Consider the following 26,962-nt stretch of genomic DNA (forward strand, 5'->3'; position numbering starts at 1 on the left):
TCTACGTCGACCAAACCTCCGTGTCCGACTACGGCGCCCAGATGGCCATGGCCGTCCTCGCCCTGCTGCCCGTGATGATCTTCTTCATCCTCTTCCAGCGCTACATCGTCGACGGCGTCGCCACCCAAGGCCTCAAGGGCTGACGGCGGCGCTCGGCACGATGGGCCGCCGCCCACTGGCAGGTGACCCGGTTCCCGAAGACGGGAACAAACACCCGGACGACGCCGTCCGCCGACCGAAGGAAAATCCGTGACACTACGACCGATCGACACGCGGCACGCCGACGGATGCCCCGGACCGGCACGACGCTGGACGCTACGAGCATTGCAGGCCATGACGCTCGTCGCGGCGACCGTCGCGGCCGCGGTCGGGATCGCCGCGCCGCAAATGGCCGCCGCGGAACCGCAGACCGCCGCCGTGCGCGCCGAGCTCGACAACGGGCGCGGCGTCGCCGAACCAGAACCCGGTCCGGACGCCCTCGACAAGCTCTACGGTGCGCTCGGCGACGCCGTCGCCGCCGACTACACCGCGCACTCATGGAAGGCATTCGAACCCGTACGCCAGCGCGCGACCGCCTTGCTGGAAGGCAACCCGACACCCGAGGAGCGCGAGGCGGTCAGGGGCCAGCTCCAAGACGTCGCCGACGGTCTCGTGATGACCCGAGGTCTTCGTGACCTCGTCGAGGAATACCGGGCGCGCGACAGAAAGGACGTCGAGCCGAAGGAGTGGAAGGCCTTCACGGCCGCACTGACTCATGCGGAGTCCGTGCTCGCCGACGACGGCGCGACCCGTGCAGCGGTCGTCGACGCGAAGAACGCCCTCCAGAGGGCCGCCTCCGAATTCGTTCCTCGCGGAATGGGAGATGTCCACGAGATCCGCAACGACACGTTCTGGCACGACACCGACGGCAACCCGATCTTCTCGCAGGGCGGCGGCATCTTCCGGTTCGGGGACACGTACTACTGGTACGGCGTGGAGTACGTCGGCGCCGGAAAGTACTACAACAGCCCGACCCGCAAATACGACAGTGATGCAACCTTCGTCGCCATCAAGGCGTACTCGTCCCAGGACCTGGTGAACTGGACGTTCGAGCGCGACATCGCGACCCGCGACACCAAGTTGTGGATCCCCGCCTCCAAGGACATCGAGCCCCACAGCTTCTCGCGCATGACGAACCTCGCAGAGACGTCCTGGATGGGCCGCATGGGCGTCGCCTACAACGAAAGCACCGGCAAGTACACCGCGCTGATCCAGTTCAAGAACGGCCTCGTCGACCAGACGACCAACACGAGCCAGGCTGTCCTGTTCCTGCAGGGCGATTCCCCGACGGACGTGTTCCAGTACGCGAACCTCCAGCCGCAGATCGAGAACTCGCCGACGTCCGGGACCGGTGACCAGACTGTGTTCACCGACGACGACGGTAGCGACTATCTCGTCTTCTCGAACCGAGCGGGTCGCAACCGGTCCTTCGTCGCCAAGATCGCCGACTCGGACTCGCTCAGCGTCGAACCGGCGAAGCAGGTCGGCTTCAACCCGGCCGGGCGCGAGGGCAACGCGATGTTCAAGTACGACGGCCACTACTACATCGCCACATCCGCCCTCCACGGCTGGAACACTTCGCCGACCTACCTGATCCGGTCAGAGACCGATGACATCCTCGGCGAGTACTCCGAGGAGTTCGTCCTTCCCGGAACCGAGATGGACTACAGTCACGTGACCCAGAGCGGGTTCTTCTTCACCGTCTACGGAAAGAAGCAGGACACGGTCGTCTACGCGGGCGACCGCTGGGCGGACTTCGCCTGGAACGGCATCGGCTACAACCAGTGGGTGCCTCTGTCGGCCGCCGGGGGAGGCGGGCCGAAGTTCAACTCCCTGAGCCACTGGCGGCTCAATGCCGTCACCGGGCAGTGGACCGTGGGCGACGACAACAACTACGTGCTCAACCCAGACTTCGCCGCGGACCGTGTCACGGTCTCGGCGATCACCGGATGGACGACGGTCGTCGATCCCGAGTCTTCGTCGAGCTCGTTCGTCCGGAACGTCTCACCCGGAGCCAACTCCTCGAGGTTTGCCCTGCAGCTCGGCAGCGCCGAGTCGTTCTCCGGCGCGGTCACACAGAAGATCGACGCGCCGGTGGGCAGGTACCGACTCGAGGTCCAGGCCTCGACCGTCGGCGATCTCGACCGGGCGAGGGTCCGAATCACCGGCCGGGCCGGCGAGGACTACCTCCTGGATCTCAGGAACACCGGCGGCGGCTGGCAGGCACGCGAGATGGACGAGCTGTTGCTCACCGCGGGCCACGTGACCGTCAGTGTCGAGGCCGCAGGTGGCGCCGGCGGCGAGTTGCTGCGGGTCGACCAGTTCTCGCTCACGCGCATCGGCTCGGCGGATTGACGGACAGGTGGGCCCGGGCATCGAGCGATCATGAAACGGCACCCCGGTGCCCCAGTTCGATCTGCCGCACGACCAGTTCGAGCGGTACGGCGCCGAACCTGCCGACTTTGACGAGTTCTGGCGGCGCACCCTCGACGACCAGGACGCGGCCCACATTTCGCACATCGCGTCCTGGCCTGCCCGGCCACGGAGCACCCTCGACCCGTGCGCCGCGACTCTCCGGCGTCCCCGATCACGAAGGTTTCGCATGACACTGCTCCTCGACGACGTCACCTCCGGACTCGTCCTCGCCGCCCCAGGGGCACCGACCGCCGTGGTGGCGGACACCGACGACTCGGCGATCGGACGCGCTGCCGCGCACCTGGCGGCCGACCTCGGTCGCATCTGCGCGGGAGCGTCGGTCCGGCTCACGACCGCCGCCGGCGCCGGAGGCGATGTCTCCATCGTCGTGGGAACTGTCGACTCGCCGATCGTGCGCGACGCTGTCGCTTCGGGCGAGCTCGATCTCGCACCTCTGTACGCACCGGACGGCCGGGCGCGCTGGGAGGCCTTCGTGCTCCGCGTGGTCGGCGACCGGCTGTTCGCCGTCGGGTCGGACCGGCGCGGCGCGGTCTTCGGCGTCTACCACCTCACGGAGGCGGCCGGGGTCTCCCCGTGGCACTGGTTCGCCGACGTCCCGGTCAGACGCCGTGACCACGTGACGGTGCCGCGCGACCTCGCGTACGCGGACCATCCCTCTGTGAAGTTCCGCGGCATCTTCCTGAACGACGAGGAGGAGCTGGACGCCTGGGCGCGCCGGCACACGCACGACGGCACGATCGGTCCGGAGACCTACGAGCGGATCTTCGAGCTCCTGCTTCGACTGAAGGGCAACTACATCTGGCCCGCGATGCATGTGAACGCCTTCAACGCCGACCCGCGCAACGCGCGGCTCGCGCACGAGATGGGCGTCGTGGTGGGGACGAGCCACTGCGACATGCTGCTGCGCAGCAACCAGCACGAGTGGGAGCCGTGGGCTGCCGCCCGCGGAGAGGGACTCGAGTACGACTACTCGCTGCCGGGACGCAACCGCGAGGCGCTGCACGAGTACTGGCGTGGAAGCGTCGAGCAGAACGGCGGCTTCGACGTCACCTGGACGCTCGGGATGCGGGGGATCCACGACTCCGGGTTCCATACGGCGGAGATCGACGCCGACCCGCACCTGAGCGACGACGAGCGGGTGCGGGCCAGGGTCCGGCTGCTCGAGCAGGTGATCGCCGACCAGCGGCAGCTGCTGGCGGACACGCTCGGCGACCGGGCGGCCGACGCCGTCCAGACGTTCGTCCCCTACAAGGAGGTGCTCGACCTCTACGACGCGGGCCTGGACCTGCCGGACGACGTCGTCACGATCTGGACGGACGACAGCTTCGGCTACGTCCGCCGATATCCCGATGCCGCCGAGCGGCAGCGCTCCGGCGGCCACGGCCTGTACTACCACTCCTCGTACTGGTCGCCGCCGTCGCGCAGTTATCTCTTCATCTCGTCGACGCCGCTGGCCCACATGCGTAACGAGCTCGACAAGGCGTGGGACCACGGCATCCGGACGCTCTGGGTGGACAACATCGGGGCGCTCAAGCCCCTGGAGCAAGACACCGAGTTCTTCCTCCGCCACGCCTGGGAGGCGGGCAAGCCGCGAGCGGAGCAGTCGACCGCGGACGCGACGGCGTGGACCGAGCGCTGGGTTGACCGTGACTTCTCCAGGGGGATCGGCAAGCAGGTCGCCGCGCTGTACGACGAGTTCGCCCAGATCACGAACGTCCGCAAGATCGAGCACCTGTCCGGCGACGCGTTCTCGCAGACGTCGTACGGCGACGAGGCCGGCCGGCGGCTCGACCGGCTGCGCGACCTGTACGGGACGAGCAACGCCCTGCGCACAGGGCTGCCCGAGGCCGAGCGCGACGCGTTCTTCCAGCTGGTCGGCATGAAGATCCACGCCTCGTACCTGGTCAACGCCCAGTTCTACTACGCGGATCGGAGCACCCTCGCGTACCGGCAGGGCAAGTACGCAGCCGCCGACCGCTACCTCGAAGTCTCCCGCGAGTTCGACGCCCACAAGCGGGCCATGATCGCGCACTACAACCAGGTGATGTCGGGCGGGAAGTGGGACGGCATCCTCACTCCCGAGGCGTTCCCGCCGCCCACCACCGCACTCTTTCCGGCCGGGCGGCCGGCGCTCCGCGTCGGACAGCCCCGGCTCGGCGTCGTCGTGTGGGGGGACGACGGGCCGGTGGAGCATCCCGAGCTCGTCTTCTCGCCTCACGGGGTCGACGAGAAATGGATCGAGGTCTTCACCGGAGGCGGCCCGATCGAGGTGACGATGAACGGTGAGCCGTGGCTGGAGATCGGGGAGGTGCCCGCCGTCGTCGAGACGGAGGCACGTGTCCGGGTCCGCCTGGTGAATCCCGCCCAGCACGGGGGGACAGTCGGGACGATCGTCGTCACGAGCCCGACCGACGGGCGTACGGTCAGCATCGCCGTCCGCGTCCTCGCGCCGCCGTCGCCCACCACCGCTGAGCCGTGCGCGCTCGAGGCCGATGGTTACGTCTCGCTGCGGGCCGACCGGCCCGACGAGTGCCACGAGACGCCGGGTTCCCGGTGGCGCGAGGTCGCCGGTGCCGGGCGAGACCTCGGCAGCCTGCTCCAGGTTCACGGTGATGGTGGTGGCGCCACGGTCGGCTACCGGGTCCACCTGGCGAAGCCCGGCGCGCATCTCCTAGAGCTACACCGGTACCCCCACCTCGACAGCACGGGACGCATCCGCGTCAGGGTCGGCGTGGACGACCACCCGCCGGTCGACGTGGAGTCGGACACCACCGACGAGTACCGGGGAACGTGGGAGAGCGCCGTCGTCGACAACGTCGAGCGGCTTCGAGTCCGGCTGCCCTACCTGACCGCTGGTGTCCACACGATCCGGCTCGTGGCGGTCGATGAGGGCTTCGCGCTCTCGGCGCTGGTGGTCTACACGTCGGAGCGCCGCCCGACGTCGCTCGGGCCACCACCCAGCCGGCGCACCGACGGGACGGTCGTCACCCGGCCGGAGTCGGAGCCTCACCGTCCCGACCTCGAGACGCCCGTCGCCGTCGCGCGCGACCACTACCGGGTCGACCCTCGGGACGTCGCCCCCCATCCCGCCGTGGTCGTGCCGCGCACCTATTGGGACGGCGAGACCACCTTCGTGCGCAACGTCGTGGTCCCGCAGCCCGTGCTGGGGGCGGCCCGCGACCGTGTCGGGCCCGACGGCCGCAAGGATGTGCTCGCGACCCTGCCGACCGGCCCCGTGGTCGAGAAGGGCGGAGCCCTCGCGCTCGATGTCGAGCGGGCCCTCGTCGGCGATCGCTGGGCGTGGATCACGCCCAGCCTGGACGTGCCCGAGGTGGCATGGACGCACACCCAGGCCGAGACCGCGGGCGGCACCGGCCTGGCGCTGCACGTGGCCGGGGCGCGTCGCCGCTGGGGTGCGCCGCTCGAGGCCCCCGCCGTGCACCTGACGGTGCACGTGAAGGCCTCGGGCCGGTTCACGGCCTGGGTGCTGGTCAAGTTCGACGCCGCCGACGACGACTCCCTCGTCCTGGGCGTCGACGGCCGGCCACAACCGGTGGAGGCTCAGTTCGGGGGAGGAGACCTCTTCTCCTTCGGGCTGGTCCAGGTCTGGACGTGGATCGAGCTCAGCGAGCTCGATCTCGACGAAGGCCGGCATGTGCTCTCAGTCCACGCTCGCAAGAGCGGGCTGCGGATCGCCCGTCTCTATCTCACGCGCACGCAAGAGCGTCCGCCGACCGACGGAGAGTGGCCGGAGTAGACCCGAAGGTCAGGCAGTGCGGGTGCGGTAGGCCGACGGGGACACGCCGTGCGTGCGGGCGAACTGACGGGAGAAGTACAGCGGGTCGTCGAATCCGCACGCCTGCGCGACGGCGGCGACGGGAATGTCGGTGGCGTCCAGCAGCTCCCGTGCGCGGGCCAGTCTGAGACCTGCCTGGTACTGCAGCGGTGACGTGCCCACCTGGGTCCTGAACCGTGCGCCGAGCTGCGAGGTGCTGAGGCCGACCATCGCGGCCAGGGCGGCGACGGAGGTGCGGCGTGGTGACGTCGCACGCAGGTGCTCGACCGCCCGCTCGACGGGATCGGGGGCAGGGCCCGGGGAGCGGCGACCCGTCGCCACCACGATCGCGAGCGCGTTCCATGCGGCTCCAGTGGCGCGGATCAGCCCGCCCGCCGTGCCGTCGTCGAGGGCATCGATGACCTGCGAGACGAGGCTGGCCACGGGAGCGGGGTCGCGCAGGTGTGAGACCGGGCCGCCCGCTGCTGCCCGGGCGGCGGCGGCGAGCTCGTCCGTGTCCCCGCCGGTCATGTGCAGCCACCACAGCGTCCAGGGGTCGTCGTCGGCGGCGCCGTACTCGTGCGCCGCGCCGGCGGGCAGCAGGACGACGTCGCCCGGGCGGACGTCGAACCGTCCATCCGTCGTGTGGCACCAGCCGGTCCCGCCGGTGCAGACCAGCAGGATGTGTTCCCGCGCTCCCGCGGGTCGAGACCGCCCGTGGCGGGCTGCATGGGGGAAAAAGCCCGCGTCCGTCACCATCAGGCGGCTCGTCACGGGCCGCGACAGCGCGGCGTTCACGGCGGGCCGCGGGACGACGACCATGCGCTGGCCGGCGAAGCCGTCCCGGAGTGATCCCGTTGGTTCGGCTGTCGTTTCGTCCATGTGCCCCAGGGAATCGCCCATCGTGCCGTGCGGTCAAGCCGCATACGTTCGTCCCATGCCTGGAGAAGAGTCGAGGATCGTCCTGCCGCCCGTCCCGCACAGCCTCGCCAATCGGCTCGTGCGCGGCTGGCGCGAGCCGGTGTCCATCGACACCTACGACATCGGCGAGCCGGACAGGTATCCGGCGTACCTGGACCAGCGGGTCTACCAGGGGTCGTCGGGCGCCGTGTACCCGATGCCGTTCGTCGACCGGGTGGAGCAGACCAAGGCGCCCCGGGAGTGGGACGCGATCCACCTGCAGAACGCCTATGTGCGGCTGATGGTGCTGCCCGAGCTGGGCGGGCGCATCCACGTGGGCCTGGACCGCACGCGCGGCTACGACTTCTTCTACCGCAACGACGTCATCAAGCCGGCCCTGGTGGGCCTTCTTGGTCCGTGGGTCTCGGGCGGCGTCGAGCTCAACTGGCCGCAGCACCACCGGCCCGCGACGTTCCTGCCCACGGAGGCGTGGATCGAGGAGGAGGCCGACGGCGCGGTGACGGTCTGGTGCTCCGACCACGACCCGTTCGCGCGTATGCAGGGCATGCACGGCGTGCGCCTGCGGCCTGACAGCGCGCTCGTCGAGCTGCGGGTCCGCCTCGTCAACCGGACCGACGACGTGCAGACGTTCCTGTGGTGGGCCAACGTGGCCGCGGCGGTGCACGACGACTACCAGGCCTTCTTCCCCACCGACGTCACCGTCGTGGCCGACCACGCCAAGCGGGCCGTCACGACGTTCCCCGCGGCGTCGGGCCGCTACTACGGCGTCGACTACCCGGCACGGCGCACCCCGGAGCGCCCGGACGGCGACCGCCTGGACCGCTACCGCAACATCCCCGTGCCGACGTCGTACATGTGCCTCGGCTCGCAGGACGACTTCTTCGGCGGCTACGACCACGCCGCCCGCGCCGGCTTCGTGCACTGGGCGGACCACCGGATCTCGCCCGGCAAGAAGATGTGGACGTGGGGGAACGCGCCGTTCGGCTGGGCGTGGGACCGGCACCTCACCGACACGAACGGCCCGTACGTCGAGCTCATGGCCGGCGTCTTCACCGACAACCAGCCCGACTTCGCCTTCTTGCGCCCTGGGGAGACCACGGCCTTCTCGCAGTACTGGTACCCGATCCAGGACGTCGGCCCGGTGCACCAGGCGACCCGCGAGGCGGCGGTGCGGCTCGACGTCGAGCCCGGGCCCGACGACGGCGCGACCTCCGTGCGGGTGGGCGTCGCCACCACGTCCCCGCGGCCGGGCGCACGAGTGCTGTTGCGCGCGGGCGACGAGGTGCTGCTGGACGAGCGCGCCGACGTCGCGCCCGGCGCCCCGCTGGTGCGCGAGCTGACCGGCCCGGCCGGCGTCGACGCCACCGCGTACGAGCTCGTCGTGACCCACGACGACGCCACACTGGTGACGTGGCGCCCCCGCCCGGAGCGGGCCCCCGACGCGACGATGCCGGAGCCGGCCACCGAGCCGCCCGCACCCGCGGAGATCGACACGGTCGACGAGCTCTACGTCACCGGCCTCCACCTGGACCAGTACCGCCACGCGACCCGGTCGCCCGAGCCGTACTGGGCCGAGGCGCTGTGCCGCGACCCGGGAGACGCCCGCTGCGCCACGGCGCTCGCGGCCCGGCGGACGCGTGCGGGGCGCCTGGACGAGGCCGAGCGCCTGCTGCGCACCGCGACGGCGCGCCTCACGGTGCGCAACCCCAACCCGCGCGACGGCGAAGCGCACTACCGGCTGGGCGTCGTCCTCGCCCGGCAGGGCAGGACAGCGCAGGCGCGCGAGGCGCTGGGCACCGCGTCGTGGGACCAGGCATGGCGGGACGCGGCCGCCGTCGCGACCGCGCGGCTCGACCTCGCCGAACGGCGTCACGCCGACGCGACGGAACAGCTCGACGCGCTGCTGCGCCGCAGCCCCGAGCACGTCCAGGGGCGCAACCTCGCGACCGTCGCGGCGTCGAGGTCGGGGGACGTGGACGGCGCCCGCGACCTGGCGCGCGGGACGCTCGCTCTCGACGCCCTCGACGCGTGGGCGCGCGACCTCGGCGCCCGGCTCGGGCTCGACGTCACGCCGACGTCCGACCCGACTATCGCGCTCGACGTCGCGCTCGAGCACGCGTCGGTGGGCGAGACTACGGTCGCGGTCGAGCTGCTGGAGGACGTCGCCACCCGGCCGTCGCCGCGCGGCCAGCGCGACGTGCGGGCGCTCGCCCTGCTGCACCGCGCCGACCTGGAGCTGACGCGCGGCGACCGCGCGGCCGCCGCCGACGCCCTCGAGCGGGCCCGGCGCACCCCGCGGGACTGGGCGTTCCCCGCCGCGACCGACGACGACATGCTGGCGCGGCTGCGCCGCGCCTGGCCCGAGGACCCGCTGGTCGCGGGCCTGGCGGGCCACCGCCTGTACGCGGCGGGGCGGCGCGCGGAGGCGATCGCGGCCTGGGAGGTCGCGGCCTCGGGCGACGGGACCGACCCCGTGGTGCTGCGGAACCTCGGCGTCGCCGCCCACAACGTGCAGGGGGACGCGGAGGCCGCCGCTGCCTGGTACGCGCGGGCCCGGGCGCTCGCGCCGGACGACGCCCGCCTGCTGTACGAGGCGGACCAGCTCGAGGCGCGGCGGGGCACGTCGCCGGAACGCCGCCTCTCAACCCTGCGCGAGCGGGCCGACCTCGTCGCGACCCGCGACGACCTGTCCGTCCAGCTCGCCGGGCTGCTCACCGCCGTCGGCCGCGCGGCCGAGGCGCTCGACGTCCTGACGGGCCGGCCCTTCCAGCCCTGGGAGGGCGGCGAGGGGCAGGTGCTCGCGGCCTGGGACGCTGCGCACCTCGCCCTGGGCCGGCAGGCGCTGGCCGACGGCGACGCCGGGACCGCGCGCGCTCACGCCATCGCCGCCCTGGCCCCGCCCACGACCCTCGGGGAGGCGCGCCACCCGCTCGCCAACACCGCCGACGTGCACCTGCTGCTCGGCGACGCGCTCGCGGCCCTCGGCCGCCATGACGACGCCCGGGACGCCTGGAGCACCGCGGCCCACCAGCAGGGCGATTTCGAGGGCATGGCCGTCCAGGAGTTCTCGGAGCGGACGGCGGCCTCCGTGCTCGCCCTTCGCCGGCTCGGGCGCGACGAGGAGGCGCGGCGGCTGCGCGACGGGCTCGCGCGGTACGTCGAGGAGGAGGCCGGCCGCCACGCGACCCTCGACTACTTCGCGACCTCGCTGCCCACGATGCTGCTGTTCACCCGCGACGTGCAGCAGGACCACGACGACCGGGTCCGCGCCCTCCACGACCAGCTCGCCGCCCTGGACCGGCTCGTCGCCGCGCCCGCGTCGGCCTGACCGCTCGGCCACGCACGTCCCCAGGCATCTCGAAGGAGAGAGACATGACCGACGCCCCACCGAGCGCGCGGACCGTCACGCACCGCATGCGGGTCACCCGCCCGTCCCCGCCGCTCCGTACCCGCCTCGAGCAGGGCGACCCTGTCGGTGCCGCCGACCGGGTCGAGGTCACGAGCCGCTACCTCGCGAGGGCGGGGCGCCCCTGGTTCCCCGTGACGGGGGAGGTGCACTACGCCCGGATCCCGCGCGAGCGGTGGTCGGAGGTGCTGGGGCACGCGAGGGCCGGCGGGCTGGACTCGGTGGCGACGTACGTGTTCTGGCAGGCGCACGAGCCGGCGCCGGGGGACTTCCGGTGGGACGACAACCTGGACCTGCGGGCGTTCGTGGAGCTCGCGGGGCGGCACGGCCTCGACGTGGTGGTGCGGATGGGCCCGTGGGCGCACGGGGAGGCGCGGTACGGCGGCTTCCCGGACTGGCTCGTGGAGCGGGGGGTCGCCACCCGGACGAACGACCCGGCCTACCTGGAGCTGGTGCGCGCCTTCTACGGGCAGACCGTGGCGCAGCTGGGCGGGCTGACCCACGCCGAGGGCGGGCCGGTGGTGGGGGTGCAGATCGAGAACGAGCTGTACGACCAGCCGGAGCACCTGGCCACCCTGCGCACCCTGGCCGAGGAGGCGGGGCTGCGGGTGCCGGTGTGGACGGCGACGGGCTGGGGCGGCGCGCAGGTGCCGCCCTCCCTGCTGCCGGTGTACAGCGCGTACGCGGACGGGTTCTGGGAGGACACCGAGACCGAGTGGCCGGCGTTCTCGCCGGTGCACTTCCGGTACAGCACGGTGCGCGACGACCTGTCGGTGGGCGCGGACCTGCGCGAGGCGCTGGACGGCATCAGGCTCGACGACGGCGGCCCCGGGGCCGTGGCGCCGGACGACCACGCGCTGCCGTACGCGACCTGCGAGCTGGGCGGCGGGATGCACGTGGCCTATCACCGCCGGCCGCTGGTGACGCCGCAGGACGTGGCGGCCCTCGCGCTGGCGAAGATCGGCAGCGGGTCGGTCTGGCAGGGGTACTACATGTACGCGGGCGGCACCCAGCGGGTCGGGGAGCACGGCACGGAGCAGGAGTCGCACGCGACGGGGTACCCGAACGACGTGCCCACCCGCACCTACGACTTCGGCGCCCCGGTGGGCGAGCACGGGCAGGTTCGCCCGCATCATCACCTGCTGCGGCGTCAGCACCTGTGGCTCCAGGCCGACGGCGCGGCGTTGGCGGCCATGACGACGACCGTGGGCGGAGGCAGCGACGACACCGCTGAGCTGCGCTGGTCCGTGCGCTCCGACGGCCGGCGCGGGTACGTCTTCGCCACCACCTACCAGCCGGCACGCCGTCCGCTCGACACGCAGCCGGGCGTGCAGGTCGAGGTCGAGCTGGACGACGCGACCGTCACGGTGCCGTCGCGGCCGGTGGACCTGCCGGCCGGTGTGTCGGTCGCGTGGCCGGTGCGGTACCCGCTCGCCGACGGGCTGGTGCTGCGCAGCGCGACGGCGCACCTGCTCACGCGGATCGCCGTCGACGACGCTGGAGACGACCAGCACCGTGAGGTCGTCGTGCTCGTCGCGACCGACGGCGTGCCCGTCGAGCTCGTGCTGGAGGGCGACGTCGCCGCGACCGGCACGGTGGAGGCGCGCGCCGAGGACGACGCGACCGTCCTCGACCTGACCGCGCAGCCCGGGCCCGACACGGTCGTGAGCCTGCGTGGTTCGTCCGGGGAGGTCGACGTCCTCGTGCTCGACGAGGCGTCCGCGAACCGCCTGTACCGGCTCGACGTCCTCGGGCGCGAGCGGCTGGTGCTCTCCGACGTCCCGGTCCACGCGCTCGACGGGGCACTCGTCGCGCACGCGGAGCACCCGACGGCCACGGTGTCGCTGCTGCCCGCGCCGGCCGCCCTGACGGCGTCGGGCGACGGCGCCGACGTCGTGCCCGGCCCGGCCGAGGGCGCGCTCTGGACCTCGTGGACGCTGTCCGTCCCGGGCGCCGGCCACCGCCGCGTGGCGGCCGACCTGCACCCGACCGCACTTGCCTCGCCCGAGCCGACCACCGGCGGCCCGATGAACCGCCTCATCGCGCCGACCGACTTCTCGGGCGCGGCCGTCGTGCAGCTCGACGTGCCCGCCGACGCGCTCGACGGCATCGACCGCGCCCTCCTGCGGGTCGCGTGGACGGGCGACGTCGGCCGCGCCCTGGTGCACCACGACGGGCGCGACGAGGTCGTGAGCGACCACTTCTGGCACGGCCGCGACTGGGACGTCGACCTCACGCCGTGGCGCGACGACGTCGCCCGCGACGGCGTGACGCTCGAGCTGCTGCCCTGGCGCCGCGACACCGGCGTCTGGGTCGACCCGTCGGTGCGCGACGTGCCCGACGGGATCACCGTGGCGTCGGCGGACGTCGTGCGCGTGGCGCGCGTGGTGCTGACCGCGGACGAGGGGCCGTCATGGACCTGAACCGACGCGACGTGCTGCGGCTCCTCGGCGTCGGGGGAGCCGGCGCCGTGGGCGGGGCGATCCTCTCGGGATGCTCGGCCACGACCTCGGTCGCACCGGTCCGCTCCGGCGCGGCGTCGCTCGAGCTCTGGACGCACGACCCGGGCTACGCGAGCTACTTCACGCAGGCCGCGACCGACACGGCCGTCGTCGGGGGCAGCGCGTGGACGTTCGGCGTCGACGTCACATCGATCGCGCCCCAGGACATCGTGTCGCGCCTGGTGACGCAGGCCGTCGCGCAGCGACCGCTGCCGCACCTGGCCGGTCTGGTGATCGACCAGTTCCCCCGTGTGATGCGCGCCGGTATCGCGGAGAACCTGTTCGTCGACCTGTCCTCGCTGACCGCTCCGCTCGGGGACCGGCTCCTGAAGACCCAGCCGTACACGGTGGACGGCAAGGTGTACGGCCTGGAGTCGGACAACTCGATCTCGGTGATGTTCTACCGCGCGGACGTCTTCGAGGAGCTCGGCATCCCGGCCGACGTCGGGACGTGGGAGGAGCTCCTCGAGATCGGCGCGGAGGTCGCCGCGGACACCGGGCAGGCGATCGGCATGGTGGCCAACGGGGACAACGGCTCCATCGTGAACGGGTTCACGCAGCTGCTCCTGCAGCGCGGGGGCAACCTCTACGACGCCGATGGCAACCTTGCCGTCCTGTCGGACGAGTCCGTCGAGGTGCTCGAGCTGATGGCGCGGGGAGTGCGGACCGGAGCTCTCGTGCCCCTCGCGGACCCGTACGGAGGTGCCGCTGCGGCAGCGCTCAAGGGCAGCAAGCTCGTCGCCACCGTCATGCCCAACTGGTACGAGGTGTACGGCCTCCAGGCCAACGCCCCCGACCAGGAGGGGCTGTGGCGGGCGCGCACGATCCCGCGGTTCGCGGGCGGCGGGCACGTCGCGTCCACGATGGGCGGTACCGCGTTCGCCGTGCTCAAGGACCAGCCGCTGACCGACGCCGCGACCGACTTCCTGCACCGGTCGTACCTCACCGAGGAAGGCCAGCTCGCGCGGTACTTCGCCGGGGCCTACATGCCCACCCTGGTCGACCTCTACGACGCACCCGAGTTCCAGGAGATCACCGACCCCTACCTCGGCGGCCAGCGCGTCTTCGAGGTCTTCTCCGCCGCCGCGGCCGACATGCCGGTGTTCTACCAGTCCGCGGGAGCCTCGGTGCTGCGCGACAGCCTCGGCGGTCCCATCCTTCGCGCCCTCAACGGACAGGTCGGTGCCGAGGAGGCGCTGCGGGCCGGGGTGCGTACGTACGAGAGGCAGGTGCAGCCGTGAGCACCATGACCAGGCCGTCGCCGACGACGGACGCATTGCGCACCCCGGGCACTCCCCGACGACGTGACCAGCGGCAGTGGGCGCCCTACCTCTTCATCTCCCCGTTCTTCCTGCTGTTCACGGTCTTCATGGTCGTTCCGGTCGGCGCGGGGATCTACCTGAGCCTCACGGACTGGGCGGGCCTCGGCAGCCCCGAGTTCGTGGGGCTGGACAACTACTCCCGCCTGCTGCGCGACGCGAGCTTCGGTGCCGCCCTGGCGAACACCGCCTTCTACACGGTCTTCGCGATGGTCGTCGTGCTCCCGCTCTCGTTGCTCATCGCGCTGGCCCTCGATGCCAAGGGGCTGCGGCTGCGGGACTTCTTCCGACTCACGTACTTCATGCCGGTGGTGCTGTCGCCGATCGTCATCGCTCTGATCTTCGGCTTGATCTTCGACGGGGAGTACGGCCTGCTGAACGCCACGCTCGAGGCCCTCTTCGGCGTCGGCGGCATCTCCTGGCTGACTGACCCGTGGTGGGCGCGCGTAGTGGTGGTCGTGCTGGTGCTGTGGCGGTGGACGGGGTATCTCACGATCTTCTTCCTCGCCGGCCTGCAGAACATCCCCCGCGAGCTGCACGAGGCCGCCGAGCTCGACGGCGCGGGCGTGGTGCGACGCTTCCTCGCCGTCACCCTGCCCCAGCTCAAGCCGGTCACGGCCTTCATCGCCGTGACGATGCTGGTCAACACCGCGCAGATCTTCGAGGAGCCGTTCCTGCTAACGCAGGGCGGCCCCGGTGAGGCGACCCTGTCGGTCTCGATGTTCGTCTACCGGGCCGGGTTCCAGCGCCAGGAGCTCGGCTACGCCGCGGCGGCCGGCGTCGTCATGTTCGTCATCGTCTTCGTGCTGGGCCGTCTCGGCACCCGTGCGTTCGGCGTCGGGAGGAACCGATGAGCACACCGACCCTCACGAGGGAGCCGCGTCGCGACACGCTCGCGACCGCACCCGCACCTCGCGCGGCCCGTCGAATTCGGCCCCGCCGCGTCGCCCTGTACGTGGTGCTCGGTCTCCTCACCGTGGTGTACGTGGCGCCGCTGCTGTGGGCTCTGTCGTCGTCGTTCAAGGATCGCAGCGACATCTTCGCGTTCCCGCCCACGCTCTGGCCCGATCCCGCGACGCTGGACAACTACGCGAACCTGCTGGCCACCCAGCCGTTCTGGCGGTGGATGCTCATGAGCACCGTCGTCGCCCTCGTCAGCACCGTCGCCACGGTCTTCCTGTGCTCCATGGCGGGCTTCGGGTTCGCCAAGTACGAGTTCCGCGGCAAGCGGGTCCTCTTCGACGTGATGTTCTCCTCGCTCGCCATCCCGTTCGCGGTCATCGTCGTGCCGCTGTTCGTCCTCGTGGCGAAGCTGGGGCTGGCGAACCCGTTCTTCGCGCTCGTCGTGCCGTGGGTGGCGCCGGCGTTCGGGATCTTCATGATGCGTCAGTACACCGAGCAAGCCGTGCCCGACGAGATCCTCGACGCCGCCCGCATCGACGGGTGCTCCGAGCTGCGGACGTTCCTGTCCGTCGTCATGCCGCTGCTGCGGCCGGCGATCGGGGCGTTGGCGGTGTGGAGCTTCCTCAACTCGTATAACACGCTGCTGTGGCCGCTGGTGATCATCGCCGAGCCCGAGTTCTACACCGTTCCGCTCGGGCTCCAGGCGCTGTTCGGCGCCGAGGGGCGGCAGTACGACCTCGTGATGGCGGGATCGGTGCTCGCCGCCGTCCCCGCCCTGATCGTCTTCTTCGTGCTGCGCAAGCAGCTCGTGAACGGCCTGACAGCAGGAGCGGTGAAGGGATGACGACGGTGACGGACACGACGAGCACGAGCACGGCGACGCGGATGGTGACCGGCGCCGAGGCGTCCGCGATCCGGTCGGGGGCGCCGGTTCCGGCGCACCTGCCCCAGCGGCTCGCGATCACGCTGTGGGACTTCTCCTGGTACGTGCGCACCGGCCCGGGGGAGCCCTTCGAGGACCTGGACAGGGCGTTCGCCCGCGCCGTCGAGCTCGGGTACAACGCCGTGCGCGTCTGCGCGATGCCGTTCCTGCTGTTCCGCTCCGGGATCGACACGACGGCGCTGCGGCTGGGGCCGATCGGGGGCGGCTACGCGTCGCGGGTGCGCTGGTACGACGTGCGCGAGCCCACGACGATCGACGCCCGCGCCCGCCTGCTGGAGCTGTTCCGCGGCGCCGACCGGCACGGCATGACGGTCATCGCGTCGTCGTGGGAGTACCAGCAGAGCCCGGCGTTCGCGGCCGAGCGGGCCTGGTACGACGCCCTCCAGGCCGTGGATCCCGAGGACCGTCTCACCGTGCTGGGCGAGGCGATGGCCGACCTCGTGGACCTGCTGAAGGCCGAAGGCCTCGACCACGTGCTCGCGTACGTCGAGCCGCACAACGAGGTCCAGGCGGGGCACCTCACCACCGGGCTGCCAGGCATCGAAGACCCGGTGGTGGAGCTGCGTGACCGGCTCGAACGGGGCATCGCCGCCTTCTCCGCGCGCCATCCCGATGTCCTGTGCGGCCCGAACTATGCCGCCGTGCCCGTCACCGCGATGCGCGGGTTGCCGCGCAACGCCCAGGTGCTCGGCGTCCACCCCTACGTGTACGGCGTGCTGGACGTCCTGGTGCGCGAGTTCGCGCTGCGCGGCGAGGCCGCCGACTTCCCGCAGGGGCGGGCCGACGCCGAGCTGCTGCGGCCCGGCGCGCCGCGCCTGGCCGAGTGGGCGCCGCCCGCCGACGAGGAGTGGAAGCGGCGCGCCTCGATCGTCGGGCACGCGGAGATCTACGTGCACGACTGGTGCGACCCCGAGGCGGTGGACCGGTGGCTGTACGACCGGTACGGCGCGCACCGGCTCGCCATGGCCGAGCGGCTGCGCGAGTGGATCGGCGTCGCGGCCGACCACGCCGCGCGGCTGGGGATCCCGCTGGTGCTCGGCGAGGGCTGGGTGGGCTACACCCCGCGCGACACCCGCTTCGAGGAAGGGCCGGTCGGGGCGCAGATCTGCCGCGACGCCGTGCGGCACGCCGACGCCGTCGGCGCATGGGGCTCAGTCGTGTGCTCCAACGCCGCGCCTCAGCACGCCATGTGGGACGACGAGCAGCTGCAGCGCGAGTGCACCGCGATGCTCCGGCAGGGCAGGTTCGCGTCGACGCCGTCTGCCTCGCGGACATGGGTCGGAGAGGAGCGCGTCAACGGGGCCTAGGGGCACCAGAGGGTCCGTGCGCGCACAACGGGTCCCGGTCGACCAAAGTCCCAACGCGAGGCTCGTCATGGATCGAAGGCCGGCCGGACGACTGGGAATCTGTCGTCATCGATGATTGACGAGGTCAGGATGCAAATCGCGTCCAAAACGTAGCCCATCGTGAAGCATCGCTGCAGGTCAGGGCGACTCAGCCTCTCTGTGGGCGCGTCAGAATCTATCTCATCGTGCCTGCCGCGCTTATGTCGCGTTTTGGTACGGTGGACGATGTCCACCGACGGCCCGATACGTGACCTGCAGTCATCGTCGCAGGGTCATGACCTGCGCAAACGGCGCCGAGCAGGCTTGACCGGAACCCGCCCGGGGATCAGACGGAGAAGTACGTCGCATCGGTGCGATTCGAGCGCGCCTGCGCTCAATCATCATGTGGCGTTAGAGTGGAATCGCCCCCGGCGATCGCGGAATCTTGTGACCTGAGCGACCTCGTCGTTCGCCAGTACCCTAAAGACGCGGACGACTTCGAGAAGGTCGACAAAGGTCAAATGGGCGCTGCTCGACCTGTCGGTAGCTACCAGCAGCCCTGCCAGCTCCATTGGCGTGGCCTCGCTCCGCGGATCCTCCTCAGAGAGTGACCTGTAGTCCGGCCACGAGAGCCCCTCCTGCGTCCAGGCCAGCCTAAAGATCAGACTATGGACGAAGAGGTTGCACAGTTCGTTCGCCGAGATCATTGCGGTGTTCGGTGTAGCCGTCTCGTACATCTCCAGGTAGCCGAGTGCGTCCCAGGCATCAGGCGCTGTGGCGCCATCACGTAGTGGAAACCGCGTGACCGTGGCCTTGGTTGCGCGGGCCCCCTTGGTCACCTTCAACGGCATCCCGATGAGGCGGCGAGTCGCGAAGGCGCCGGACATGACGTCGCGCTCAACCTGGTACACAGCTTCGGTCTCTTCTTCGTAGGCGTCGTCTCGGTCGTGCACCTGGTCAAGCCGAAGCGCAAGTCCGAACCGGGCCTCCTCAAGGCGGTCCGCGGACTCGGCGAGGTCCCTCTTCCACGGCCAGGACTCGTTGAACATGACCGGAGACTAACTTCGACTCGCCAGCGCGTGACAGGCCTCGCGCCCTGGCGGTCGGGACTGCTGCACGAGCGGCGAAGTTGCCGCTACGAACGCGACTCCGTCATGGCCTGAGATGTGGTCCGTGTCGTCATCGAGCCACCGAGGTGCCCGAGCGAGCGCGCCATCGATAGACTGGACGTAGTGGCGTCGCCGACGCCCCATCGCAGATCTCGATTTCCCGTCGGGCTCCGCACCCCCCGTCGCGGCAGGGGAGCGCTCGGTGCTCTGATTCCCCCACGGTTCCCCCACCGGCCCCCAGGCCGTGGTGAAACCGCAGGTCAGTGCGCAGATGTCGCGTTCAACGTCTGACCCGAGCGTCGGACGGCTCGTCGACGAAGGTCTCGCCCTCTCGGGAGGGCGAGGCCTTCGTCGTCCCTGAGGGGGACGGCGGCGCGTCCCGCCCGATCAGCGCAGCACGAACCCGGGGGTCAACGTGTCGTCCGGGTCGACCTCGAAGACCGACGTGGCGACGTGGTGGGCGGTGCCGGTGACGACCGGGACGACGGCGTCGGGGCCGTGGTCGGTCACGTGCTCCAGGACGCGGGCGCGGAACCGGGTGCCGACGATCGAGTCGTGGACGAGCACCTGGTCGTCGCCCAGCCGCCCCGTGGCGGCGAGGACGGCGACCCGCGCGGCCGTGCCGGACCCGCAGGGGGAGCGGTCGACCTGACCGTCGGCGAAGATCGTCACGTTCCGCTGGTGCGGGCCCCCGTCGGGCGACGTGCCGAGGTCGTCGACGACGATCGTCCCGTACAGGCCGCTCAGCCGGGGGTCGGTCGGGTGCTCGAGGCGGGGGTCGCCGGCGAGGGCGGCCTTGACCTCGCGGCCGAGGGCGATGAGCTCGCCCAGGTTCTCCGGCGCCACCGTGAGGCCCGCGCTCGCGGCGTCGACGCACGCGTACAGGGCCCCGCCCCAGGCGAGGTCGGCACGGATCTCGCCGCGGCTCGTCACCACCGGCACGCCGGCGGCGACCAGCGCGCTCGGCACGTTCACGAAGTCGACCTCGCGCACCCGGCCGTCCTCGCCGGTGCGCACGCGGGCGGTCACCCGCCCGGACGGCACGTCGATCACCACGTCGGTGACCCCGGACGGATCGGCGGGCACCAGTCCGGAGCGCACCGCCCACGCGCCGAGCGCGATGGTGCCGTGGCCGCACGCGGTGGAGAACCCGTCCTTGTGCCAGAACAGGACGCCGAGGTGCGCGCCCTCGTCGTCCGGCGGGGTGACGAAGCCGCCGTACATGTCGGCGTGGCCGCGCGGCTCGAAGCACAGCAGGCGGCGGAGGCCGTCGACGTCCGGGTCGTCGATCGCGCGCCGGCGACGCTCGGCGACGGTCGCGCCGGGGATCGGCACGGGCGGCTCGGGCACGATGCGGAACGGCTCGCCCGCCGTGTGGTAGTCGATCGTCCGCACCGGCCCCGCGATCCGAGGCCGTTCGTCGGTGGCGGCGGCACCGCTCTGGTCGGTCATGCGCGGGACCCTACGGCACCTCGACGACGCGGTGGCTCTCGTCGACGTCCGCGCGCGAGCCGTCGGTCGGCGCCGGGGACGCGGGCGGGCCCACCCCCCAGGGCGCCGTCGTGAGAGGTGTAGTCGCCGGCCGAGGCCTACCGGGTCGTGATCTCGTTGCGGAGGAACCGGTCGATGGTCGGCTCGGGTCGGGTCGAGGGTATGAGCGCGGCGGGGGCCGGGGCGTCAGGCATGGGTGCTCCCCTCGGCGGCGGCCGCGAGCGCGAGCCAGGTGTCGACGACGGTGTCGGGGTTGAGGGACACGGACTCGATGCCGCGCTCGACGAGCCACTGGGCGAAGTCGGCGTGGTCGGACGGGCCCTGGCCGCAGATGCCGATGTACTTGCCGTGGCGGCGGCAGGCGTCGATGGCGAGCCCGAGGAGCTCCCGGACGGCGGCGTCGCGCTCGTCGAACGCGTGGGCGACGAGCGCGGAGTCGCGGTCGAGGCCGAGCGTGAGCTGGGTCAGGTCGTTGGACCCGACCGAGAAGCCGTCGACGTGCTCGAGGAATTCGTCGGCGAGCAGGGCGTTGGACGGGACCTCGCACATCATGACGACCTGGAGGTCGTTCTCGCCGCGCCGCAGCCCGTTCTCGGCGAGGAGCTCGACGACCCCCTCGGCCTCGGCCACGGTGCGCACGAACGGGATCATGACCCGCACGTGGGTGAGCCCCATGTCGTCGCGCACGCGGCGCAGCGCCTCGCACTCCATGTCGAAGCACTCGCGGAAGTCCGGGGAGAGGTACCGGGACGCGCCCCGGTAGCCGATCATCGGGTTCTCCTCGTCGGGCTCGTACAGCGTGCCGCCGAGGAGGTTCGCGTACTCGTTCGACTTGAAGTCGCTGAGCCGTACGATGACGGGCTCGGGCGCGAAGGCGGCGGCGATCGTGGACACCCCCTCGGCGACGCGCTGCACGAAGTACTCGCGCGGGGAGGGGTAGGCGGCGACGCGGCCCGCGACCTCGTCCCGCAGCTCGGCCGGCAGCCCGTCGGCGTCGAGCAGGGCGCGGGGGTGGATGCCGATCTGCCGGTTGATGATGAACTCGAGGCGGGCCAGCCCGACGCCGTGGTTCGGCAGCCGGGCGAAGGAGAACGCCTGGTCGGGGGTGCCGACGTTCATCATGATCTTCACGGGTGGCTCGGGCATCCGGTCGAGCTCGGTCGCCGCGTCGTCGAACGCCAGCAGGCCCTCGTAGACGCGACCCTCGTCGCCCTCGGCGCAGGAGACGGTCACCTCGCGCCCGTCGGGCAGGTCGGCGGTCGCGGTGCCCGTCCCGACGACGGCCGGGATGCCCAGCTCGCGCGCGATGATCGCCGCGTGGCAGGTGCGCCCGCCGCGGTTCGTCACGATCGCCGCGGCGCGCTTCATGATGGGTTCCCAGTCCGGGTCGGTCATGTCCGCGACGAGCACGTCCCCGGGCGCGAAGTCGTGCATCTGGTCGACGGAGGACAGCACCCGCGCGCGGCCGGCGCCGACCTTCTGCCCGATGGCGCGCCCCTCCAGCAGCACCGTGCCCCGCTCGCGGAGCGTGAAGCGGTGCACGACGTTGCCCGAGTCGCGCGAGACCACGGTCTCGGGCCGCGCCTGCAGGACGTAGAGCCTGCCGTCCACCCCGTCCTTGCCCCACTCGATGTCCATGGGGCGCCCGTAGTGCTCCTCGATGACGAGCGCGATGCGGCCGAGCTCCGTGACCTCGGCGTCGGTGAGCGAGAAGCGGGCGCGCTCCGCGGGGTCGACGTCGGCGAACACCGTGCTGCCGCCGACGTGCCGGCCGGCGGCGTAGCGCATGGCGACCGCCTTCTCACCGACGGAGCGCTTGAGGACGGCGGGCCGACCGGCGCGCAGCGCGGGCTTGTAGACGTAGAACTCGTCCGGGTTGACCGCGCCCTGGACCACGGCCTCCCCGAGCCCGTAGGAGCTGGTGACGAAGACGGCCTGGTCGAACCCGGACTCCGTGTCGACCGTGAACATGACGCCGGAGGCGCCGACGTCGGAGCGCACCATCCGCTGCACCCCGGCCGAGAGCGCGACGTCGTGCTGGTCGAACCCGTGGTGCGCCCGGTAGGCGATCGCGCGGTCGTTGTAGAGGGACGCGAAGACGGAGCGCACGGCGTGCAGCACGTTGTCGATGCCCCCGATGTTGAGGAAGGTCTCCTGCTGCCCCGCGAACGACGCGTCGGGCAGGTCCTCGGCGGTGGCGCTGGAACGCACGGCCCACGTCACCTGCTCCGGCTCGGGGTCCTCGGCCACGAGAGTCGCGAACGCCGCGCGGACGTCCGCCTCGACGTCGGCCGGGAACGGCTGCTCCTCGACCCAGCCGCGCACGGTCGACCCCACCCGTGCGAGGGCGGCGACGTCGTCCGTGTCCAGGCCCTCGACGGTGGCGCGGATGCGGCCGGCGAGGTCGTCGTGCTCGAGGAACCGGCGGTAGGCCTCGGCGGTGGTGGCGAACCCGCGCGGCACGCGGACGTCGGCCGCCGCGAGCCGGGACACCATCTCCCCGAGGGAGGCGTTCTTGCCGCCGACCCGGGCCAGGTCGTCCATGCCGATCTCGTCGAACCAGAGGATGTGGGCCATCGTCGGTCCCTTCGTGGGTGCGGATCGTGGGTGCGGATCGTGGGGTGTCAGCCGCGCAGCTTCATGGTCTGGAGGATGACGGCGGACATCTCCTCGACGCTCTTGGTGGAGGAGTTGAGGAACGGGACGCGCGTGCGCCGGTAGAGGTCCTCGGCCTGGCGCAGCTCGAGCCGACACTGGGCGAGGCTCGCGTACCGCGAGTTCGGGCGCCGCTCGTGCCGTACCTGGCTCAGGCGCAGGGGCGTCGTGGTGAGGCCGAAGCACCGCGCGGCGTAGGGCGCCACCACCGGCGGCAGGTCGTCGGTCGGGAAGTCGTCCTCGGTCAGGGGGTAGTTCGCGACGAGGAGGCCGTGCTGCAGCGCGAGGTACATCGTGGTGGGGGTCTTGCCGCAGCGCGACGGCGCGATGATCACGACGTCGGCGAGGTCGAGCGCGCGGCGGCTCTGCCCGTCGTCGTGCTCGATGGCGTACTCGACCGCGCGCATGCGGGCGAAGTAGCGCTCCAGGTCGCCGACGCCGTGGGACGGGACGAGGTGCTCGCTCGACGTCGTGCCCAGCGCCCGCTCGAGCTCGACGAGGTGCCCGCCGAGGAGGTCGATGAGGACGCCGCGCGACCGTTCGAGCTCCTCGCGCACGGCCGGCGCCCGCACCGTGGTGAAGACGATCGGGCCCAGGCCGTCCGCCGCGGACCGGTCGATCTCGGCGACGAGGGCGCGCGCGGCGCGGTCGGTGTCGACGAACGGCACGGTGTGGCGGCGGAACGTGACGCCCGGGAAGTTCACGAGGAGCGCGCCGCCCAGCGTCTCGGCCGTGATGCCGGTGCCGTCGGAGACGAAGTACACGGCGCGCTCGCCCGTCGGCGGCGTGCCGGCCTCTTCGCCGGCCGTCGCCCGGTGTGCTGTCATCCGCCGTCACCTCCGGGTCCAGGATCGCCTCGTCGGGGCGTCGCGGCCCGCCGAGCGCGACGTGCGTCGTCCTGCCGCACCCCGTGCCGCCTCTGTGAATCGCGGTGAACTTTCGATGCAGCACGCCTCGTGCGCGGCCGCGGGCTACCCCGGGCGCACCGGCCCCGTCGACTCCCGCACCACCAGGCGCGGGCTGATCGCCACGCGGTGCACGGGGCGCTCGGGGTCGGCGAGGCGCTTGAGCAGCAGGTCGACGGCGGCGTGACCGACGGCGGCGCGCGGCGGCCGCACGGCGGTGAGGGCCGGGCTGAAGAGCCCGGCGACCTCGTCGTCGTACGACAGCACCGAGAGGTCGCCCGGCACGCCGAGGCCGCGGTCCATCGCCTCCTGCACGACGGCGGACGCCTCGGGGTCGGAGTGCACCAGCAGCGCCGTCGTGCCGGAGGCGACCGCGGTGTCGACGACCTCCGTCACGACCCCCGGGAACTCGGGGTTGCGGCGGTCGGGCGCGAGCCGCTCGAAGTGCTCCTCGGTCGACAGCCCGAGCTCGGCGCAGGCGGCGCGCCAGCCCGCGGCGACCTTGCGAGACGTCGGCGACTCGCGGGACAGCACGAGTCCCACCCGGCGGTGGCCGAGGTCGGCGAGGTGGTGCACGGCCATGAGCGCGCCGAGGGCGTGGTCAGAGACCACGGACTCGAGCGCCTCGCGGTGGGGAGCGAGCGCGGCCTCGCGCTCGACGAGCACGTGGGGCAGGCCGGAGTCCCGGAGCCACTGGGCGACGTCGGCCCCCCGGGTGCCGTCGGTGCGCGGGGCGAGGATCAACCCGCTGACCCCGTCGGCCTCGGCCAGCCGCTGCAGGGCGGGCCGCTCGTCCGGTGCGTCGTAGGAGGAGCCGCGGAGCACGACGCGCAGCCCGTGCTCCCGTGCCACGGCCTCCATCCCGCGCACCACTCCGGGCCAGTAGTAGTCCAGGGAGGGGACGAGCACCCCGACGGCCTGCGAGGTCGGCGACGGGGCGGGCGCGCCGCCGCCCGCCGGCGCGGCGGCGGGCACGGCGCCCCCGTGCACGCGCACGAGCCGGCCCTCACGCTCGAGCTGCGTGATGTCGCGTCGCACGGTCACGGCCGTCACGCCGAGGGCCCGCGACACGTCGGCGACCCGCACGACGCCGTCGCGGTCGAGGGCGGCGAGCAGGGCGGCCCGGCGCTCGGCCGGGAGCGGGGCGCGCAGCTCCGGATCAGTGGTCACTCTTCCTCCTCGCTGCGGCGGGCGACGGCCCGCCGCCCGGTCGTCCTGCCCCCTCCGCGTCGACGTCCCGCGCGATGGCGACCTGCAGGTCGGCGCGGGCGGTGACGGTGAGGTCCAGGCGTGTGAGGCGGTCGCCCCACACCTCGCTCAGCACAGGGTCGTCGAGGGGGCGGTCCACGAGCGCGGCGGGGACGTCCGGCGGCCACGTGAGGCGCAGGGGAGGGGCGCCGTCGAGCGGGACGACGACGGCGCTCCCCGGCGTCAGCGAGACGTCGCCGGCGAGGAGGAAGCGGACCGTCGTCGTCGCGGGGTCGTCGCGCCCGTCGTCGCGCCGGTCGTCGAGGTCCCAGGCGTCCGACACCACGACGCGGGCGTCGGGGCCGCGCTCGAGGCGTGCCGAGCGCCGCCAGGACCGCAGCCCCGCCACGGGGTACGCGGCGGCGAGGTCCAGCGTCACGCGGACGGCGCCCCCGCGTCGTCGCCCCGGAGGGCGGGGCGGACGTCGCGCGCACGCGCCCCGGCACCCACCGCCTGCGCGGTCCCGGCGACCTCGGGCACCGAGTGCCACGACGACTGCATGGTCCAGATCCGGTAGCGGTCGGGGCCGAACGTCTGCGCGGTGTACGTCGGACGCCCCGCGTCGACCACCACGGGCACGCCGTCGGACGCGACGACGACGGACCCGACGTCGTTGTGGTTGTGCGCCTCCGCGTTGTGCCCGCCCTTGACGGCGAGCGCGAGCCCGGCCGCATCGCCCGTGCGTTCGCGGGCCACGAGCACCTCGGTGGAGCCGAGCCAGGTCTCGGCGGGGAGCGGCGGGAGCGCGTCGGACGTCGCCTGCCAGTCGCGGTCGGTGAGGGCGCGCAGCAGCCGCCCGAGCCCCTGCTGCTCCTCGGCGCCAGCCCCGGCCACCCGGTGCGCGAGCGCGTGGGCCGCCGCGTCGGGGTCGCCCGTGCGGAGCGCCGCGCGGTGCAGGGCGCGCCAGGGCGGCGTCAGGTGCGGCCTGGCCTGGCCGTCGGCCAGGTTGAGGTACCACGCCCCGCCCAGGTGCATCCGGTGCGGGAACGCGACGGTCCCGCGCAGCGCGGCGGGCGACCGCCCGGCGTCCAGGGCGTCGACCGCGCCGCCGGTGGCGTGCGCCAGCACGTCCAGGGCCTCGAGCGCGCGGCAGGCGCCGTTCCACCAGTAGGCGTAGCCCTCGTCGATCGCGCCGTCGTCGGGCAGGCACCCGACGTAGCGGTCCAGGCCCTGCAGCACCAGCTCCACGACGCGGGCGCGCTCGGCGGCCTCGTGCTCGCCGTCGAGCAGGCGCAGGGCGGCGACCAGCACGTTCCCGTGGATCCACGGGTTCCAGTTGTGCACGTCGCCGTCCAGCCCCAGCCAGTGCCAGTCGCGGCGGCGCAGGAACGGCTCGACGACGCGGGCGCGCGCCTCGTGGCGCACCCGCGCACGCAGGCCCGGGTAGCGCGCGTCGAGCCCCGCCCCGAGCAGGTGGTCCACCCACGCGAGCTGACCGACCACGTCGCCGGCCCCGAGGTCGAGGTACGGGTCGGTGACCGTGGGCAGCACCGACCCGTGGCGGAGCCGGGAGTCGTCGTGGGCCGGCCAGCACCAGGAGCTCTGCTCGCACAGCTGCCAGACGCCGTCCGCCACCTCGTCGAGCCACCGGTCGGCTCCCGGCGCGCCGAGCGAGACCGCCGCGGCGACGGCCGCGCGGGACAGGCGCCGCTCGCGGCCGTGCACGAGCTGCTCGTGCGTGTCGCGGTCGCCGTCGCGGTGCAGGCGGGCCGCGGTGCTCGCGAGCGGGAGGGGCCACGGCGTGCCGAGGTCGGCCTCGGCGCGGTCGACGACGGCGGTCGCGGTGGCCGCGTCGAGCGCGCCGCGGGCGGGGTCCCACCGCCCGCGCTCGGTGGCGGGCGGGACGGGGAGCGCCGCGTCGGGCGGGAGCAGCAGGGCGTCCAGGGCCGCCGCGCGCTCGGCTCCGGGTGGTGGCAGGGGGAGGGTCGCGGCGAGCGGCCCGGCGAAGCGGTCCTGCGGGGTGTCCACGACGACCTCGTCTCGGAT

General features: G+C 72.6%; 16 protein-coding genes and 1 pseudogene. 9 read left to right on the forward strand and 8 right to left on the reverse strand.

What is annotated here, in order from left to right; genetic code table 11:
* The 3 genes and pseudogenes from ACQP6G_RS05555 to ACQP6G_RS05565 all read left to right on the forward strand — a co-directional run.
* Positions 1 to 143: pseudogene (locus ACQP6G_RS05555) on the forward strand (carbohydrate ABC transporter permease); the annotation flags it as partial.
* A 190-nt stretch (positions 144 to 333) separates the two neighbouring features.
* Complete coding sequence (locus tag ACQP6G_RS05560; protein ID WP_429763231.1) at positions 334 to 2,394, forward strand: family 43 glycosylhydrolase; 2,061 nt, start codon at positions 334 to 336, stop codon at positions 2,392 to 2,394.
* 247 nt (positions 2,395 to 2,641) lie between these two features.
* Positions 2,642 to 6,232 carry a glycosyl hydrolase 115 family protein gene (locus ACQP6G_RS05565; RefSeq protein WP_429763233.1) on the forward strand — a complete coding sequence of 1,197 codons (3,591 nt, stop codon included), beginning with the start codon at positions 2,642 to 2,644 and terminating at the stop codon, positions 6,230 to 6,232.
* Between the two features lie 9 nt (positions 6,233 to 6,241).
* On the opposite strand, the gene ACQP6G_RS05570 is transcribed toward ACQP6G_RS05565, so the two are convergent.
* Positions 6,242 to 7,132, reverse strand: coding sequence for a helix-turn-helix domain-containing protein (locus ACQP6G_RS05570; protein WP_429763235.1), 891 nt, complete (start codon positions 7,130 to 7,132; stop codon positions 6,242 to 6,244).
* Between the two features lie 55 nt (positions 7,133 to 7,187).
* Here ACQP6G_RS05570 and ACQP6G_RS05575 point away from each other — a divergent pair, with 55 nt between their 5' ends.
* Genes ACQP6G_RS05575 through ACQP6G_RS05600 form a run of 6 tightly spaced genes read left to right on the forward strand, consistent with a single transcriptional unit; the run spans position 7,188 to position 17,550 of the window.
* Entirely contained in the window at positions 7,188 to 10,499 is a 3,312-nt protein-coding gene (locus ACQP6G_RS05575) for a DUF5107 domain-containing protein (protein ID WP_429763237.1), read from the forward strand.
* 44 nt (positions 10,500 to 10,543) lie between these two features.
* Positions 10,544 to 13,000, forward strand: coding sequence for a beta-galactosidase (locus tag ACQP6G_RS05580; RefSeq protein WP_429763239.1), 2,457 nt, complete (start codon positions 10,544 to 10,546; stop codon positions 12,998 to 13,000).
* Positions 12,991 to 14,319, forward strand: a complete 1,329-nt coding sequence (locus tag ACQP6G_RS05585; RefSeq protein WP_429763241.1) for an ABC transporter substrate-binding protein — start codon at positions 12,991 to 12,993, stop codon at positions 14,317 to 14,319. The genes ACQP6G_RS05580 and ACQP6G_RS05585 overlap by 10 nt, the downstream gene beginning before the upstream one ends.
* A 5-nt stretch (positions 14,320 to 14,324) precedes the next feature.
* Entirely contained in the window at positions 14,325 to 15,251 is a 927-nt protein-coding gene (locus tag ACQP6G_RS05590; protein WP_429763781.1) for a carbohydrate ABC transporter permease, read from the forward strand.
* On the forward strand, positions 15,248 to 16,144 hold the full coding sequence (locus ACQP6G_RS05595; protein ID WP_429763243.1) for a carbohydrate ABC transporter permease: 897 nt from the start codon (positions 15,248 to 15,250) through the stop codon (positions 16,142 to 16,144). Before ACQP6G_RS05590 ends, ACQP6G_RS05595 begins: the two co-directional genes overlap by 4 nt.
* Before the next feature lie 5 nt (positions 16,145 to 16,149).
* The gene (locus ACQP6G_RS05600; protein WP_429763245.1) at positions 16,150 to 17,550 is read left to right on the forward strand and encodes a cellulase-like family protein; all 1,401 of its coding nucleotides are present in this window, start codon (positions 16,150 to 16,152) and stop codon (positions 17,548 to 17,550) included.
* A gap of 419 nt (positions 17,551 to 17,969) precedes the next feature.
* On the opposite strand, the gene ACQP6G_RS05605 is transcribed toward ACQP6G_RS05600, so the two are convergent.
* The 7 genes from ACQP6G_RS05605 to ACQP6G_RS05635 all read right to left on the reverse strand — a co-directional run bounded on the left by ACQP6G_RS05605 (position 17,970) and on the right by ACQP6G_RS05635 (position 26,944).
* Positions 17,970 to 18,617 (reverse strand): hypothetical protein, encoded by a 648-nt coding sequence (locus tag ACQP6G_RS05605; protein ID WP_429763247.1) that lies wholly within the window; start codon positions 18,615 to 18,617, stop codon positions 17,970 to 17,972.
* 447 nt (positions 18,618 to 19,064) lie between these two features.
* Positions 19,065 to 20,129, reverse strand: a complete 1,065-nt coding sequence (locus ACQP6G_RS05610) for a proline racemase family protein (protein WP_429763249.1) — start codon at positions 20,127 to 20,129, stop codon at positions 19,065 to 19,067.
* 225 nt (positions 20,130 to 20,354) lie between these two features.
* The gene (gene ppsA, locus ACQP6G_RS05615; RefSeq protein ID WP_429763251.1) at positions 20,355 to 22,745 is read right to left on the reverse strand and encodes a phosphoenolpyruvate synthase; all 2,391 of its coding nucleotides are present in this window, start codon (positions 22,743 to 22,745) and stop codon (positions 20,355 to 20,357) included.
* A 47-nt stretch (positions 22,746 to 22,792) separates the two neighbouring features.
* Positions 22,793 to 23,650, reverse strand: coding sequence for a pyruvate, water dikinase regulatory protein (locus ACQP6G_RS05620; RefSeq protein WP_429763253.1), 858 nt, complete (start codon positions 23,648 to 23,650; stop codon positions 22,793 to 22,795).
* A 144-nt stretch (positions 23,651 to 23,794) separates the two neighbouring features.
* The gene (locus ACQP6G_RS05625; protein ID WP_429763254.1) at positions 23,795 to 24,898 is read right to left on the reverse strand and encodes a LacI family DNA-binding transcriptional regulator; all 1,104 of its coding nucleotides are present in this window, start codon (positions 24,896 to 24,898) and stop codon (positions 23,795 to 23,797) included.
* Entirely contained in the window at positions 24,888 to 25,355 is a 468-nt protein-coding gene (locus ACQP6G_RS05630; RefSeq protein WP_429763255.1) for a hypothetical protein, read from the reverse strand. The genes ACQP6G_RS05625 and ACQP6G_RS05630 overlap by 11 nt, the downstream gene beginning before the upstream one ends.
* Positions 25,352 to 26,944, reverse strand: coding sequence for a heparinase II/III domain-containing protein (locus tag ACQP6G_RS05635; RefSeq protein ID WP_429763257.1), 1,593 nt, complete (start codon positions 26,942 to 26,944; stop codon positions 25,352 to 25,354). The genes ACQP6G_RS05630 and ACQP6G_RS05635 overlap by 4 nt, the downstream gene beginning before the upstream one ends.
* Positions 26,945 to 26,962 lie beyond the last annotated feature (18 nt).

The organism is Isoptericola nanjingensis (assembly GCF_050311635.1).
Classification (GTDB): Bacteria; Actinomycetota; Actinomycetes; order Actinomycetales; family Cellulomonadaceae; genus Isoptericola; species Isoptericola nanjingensis.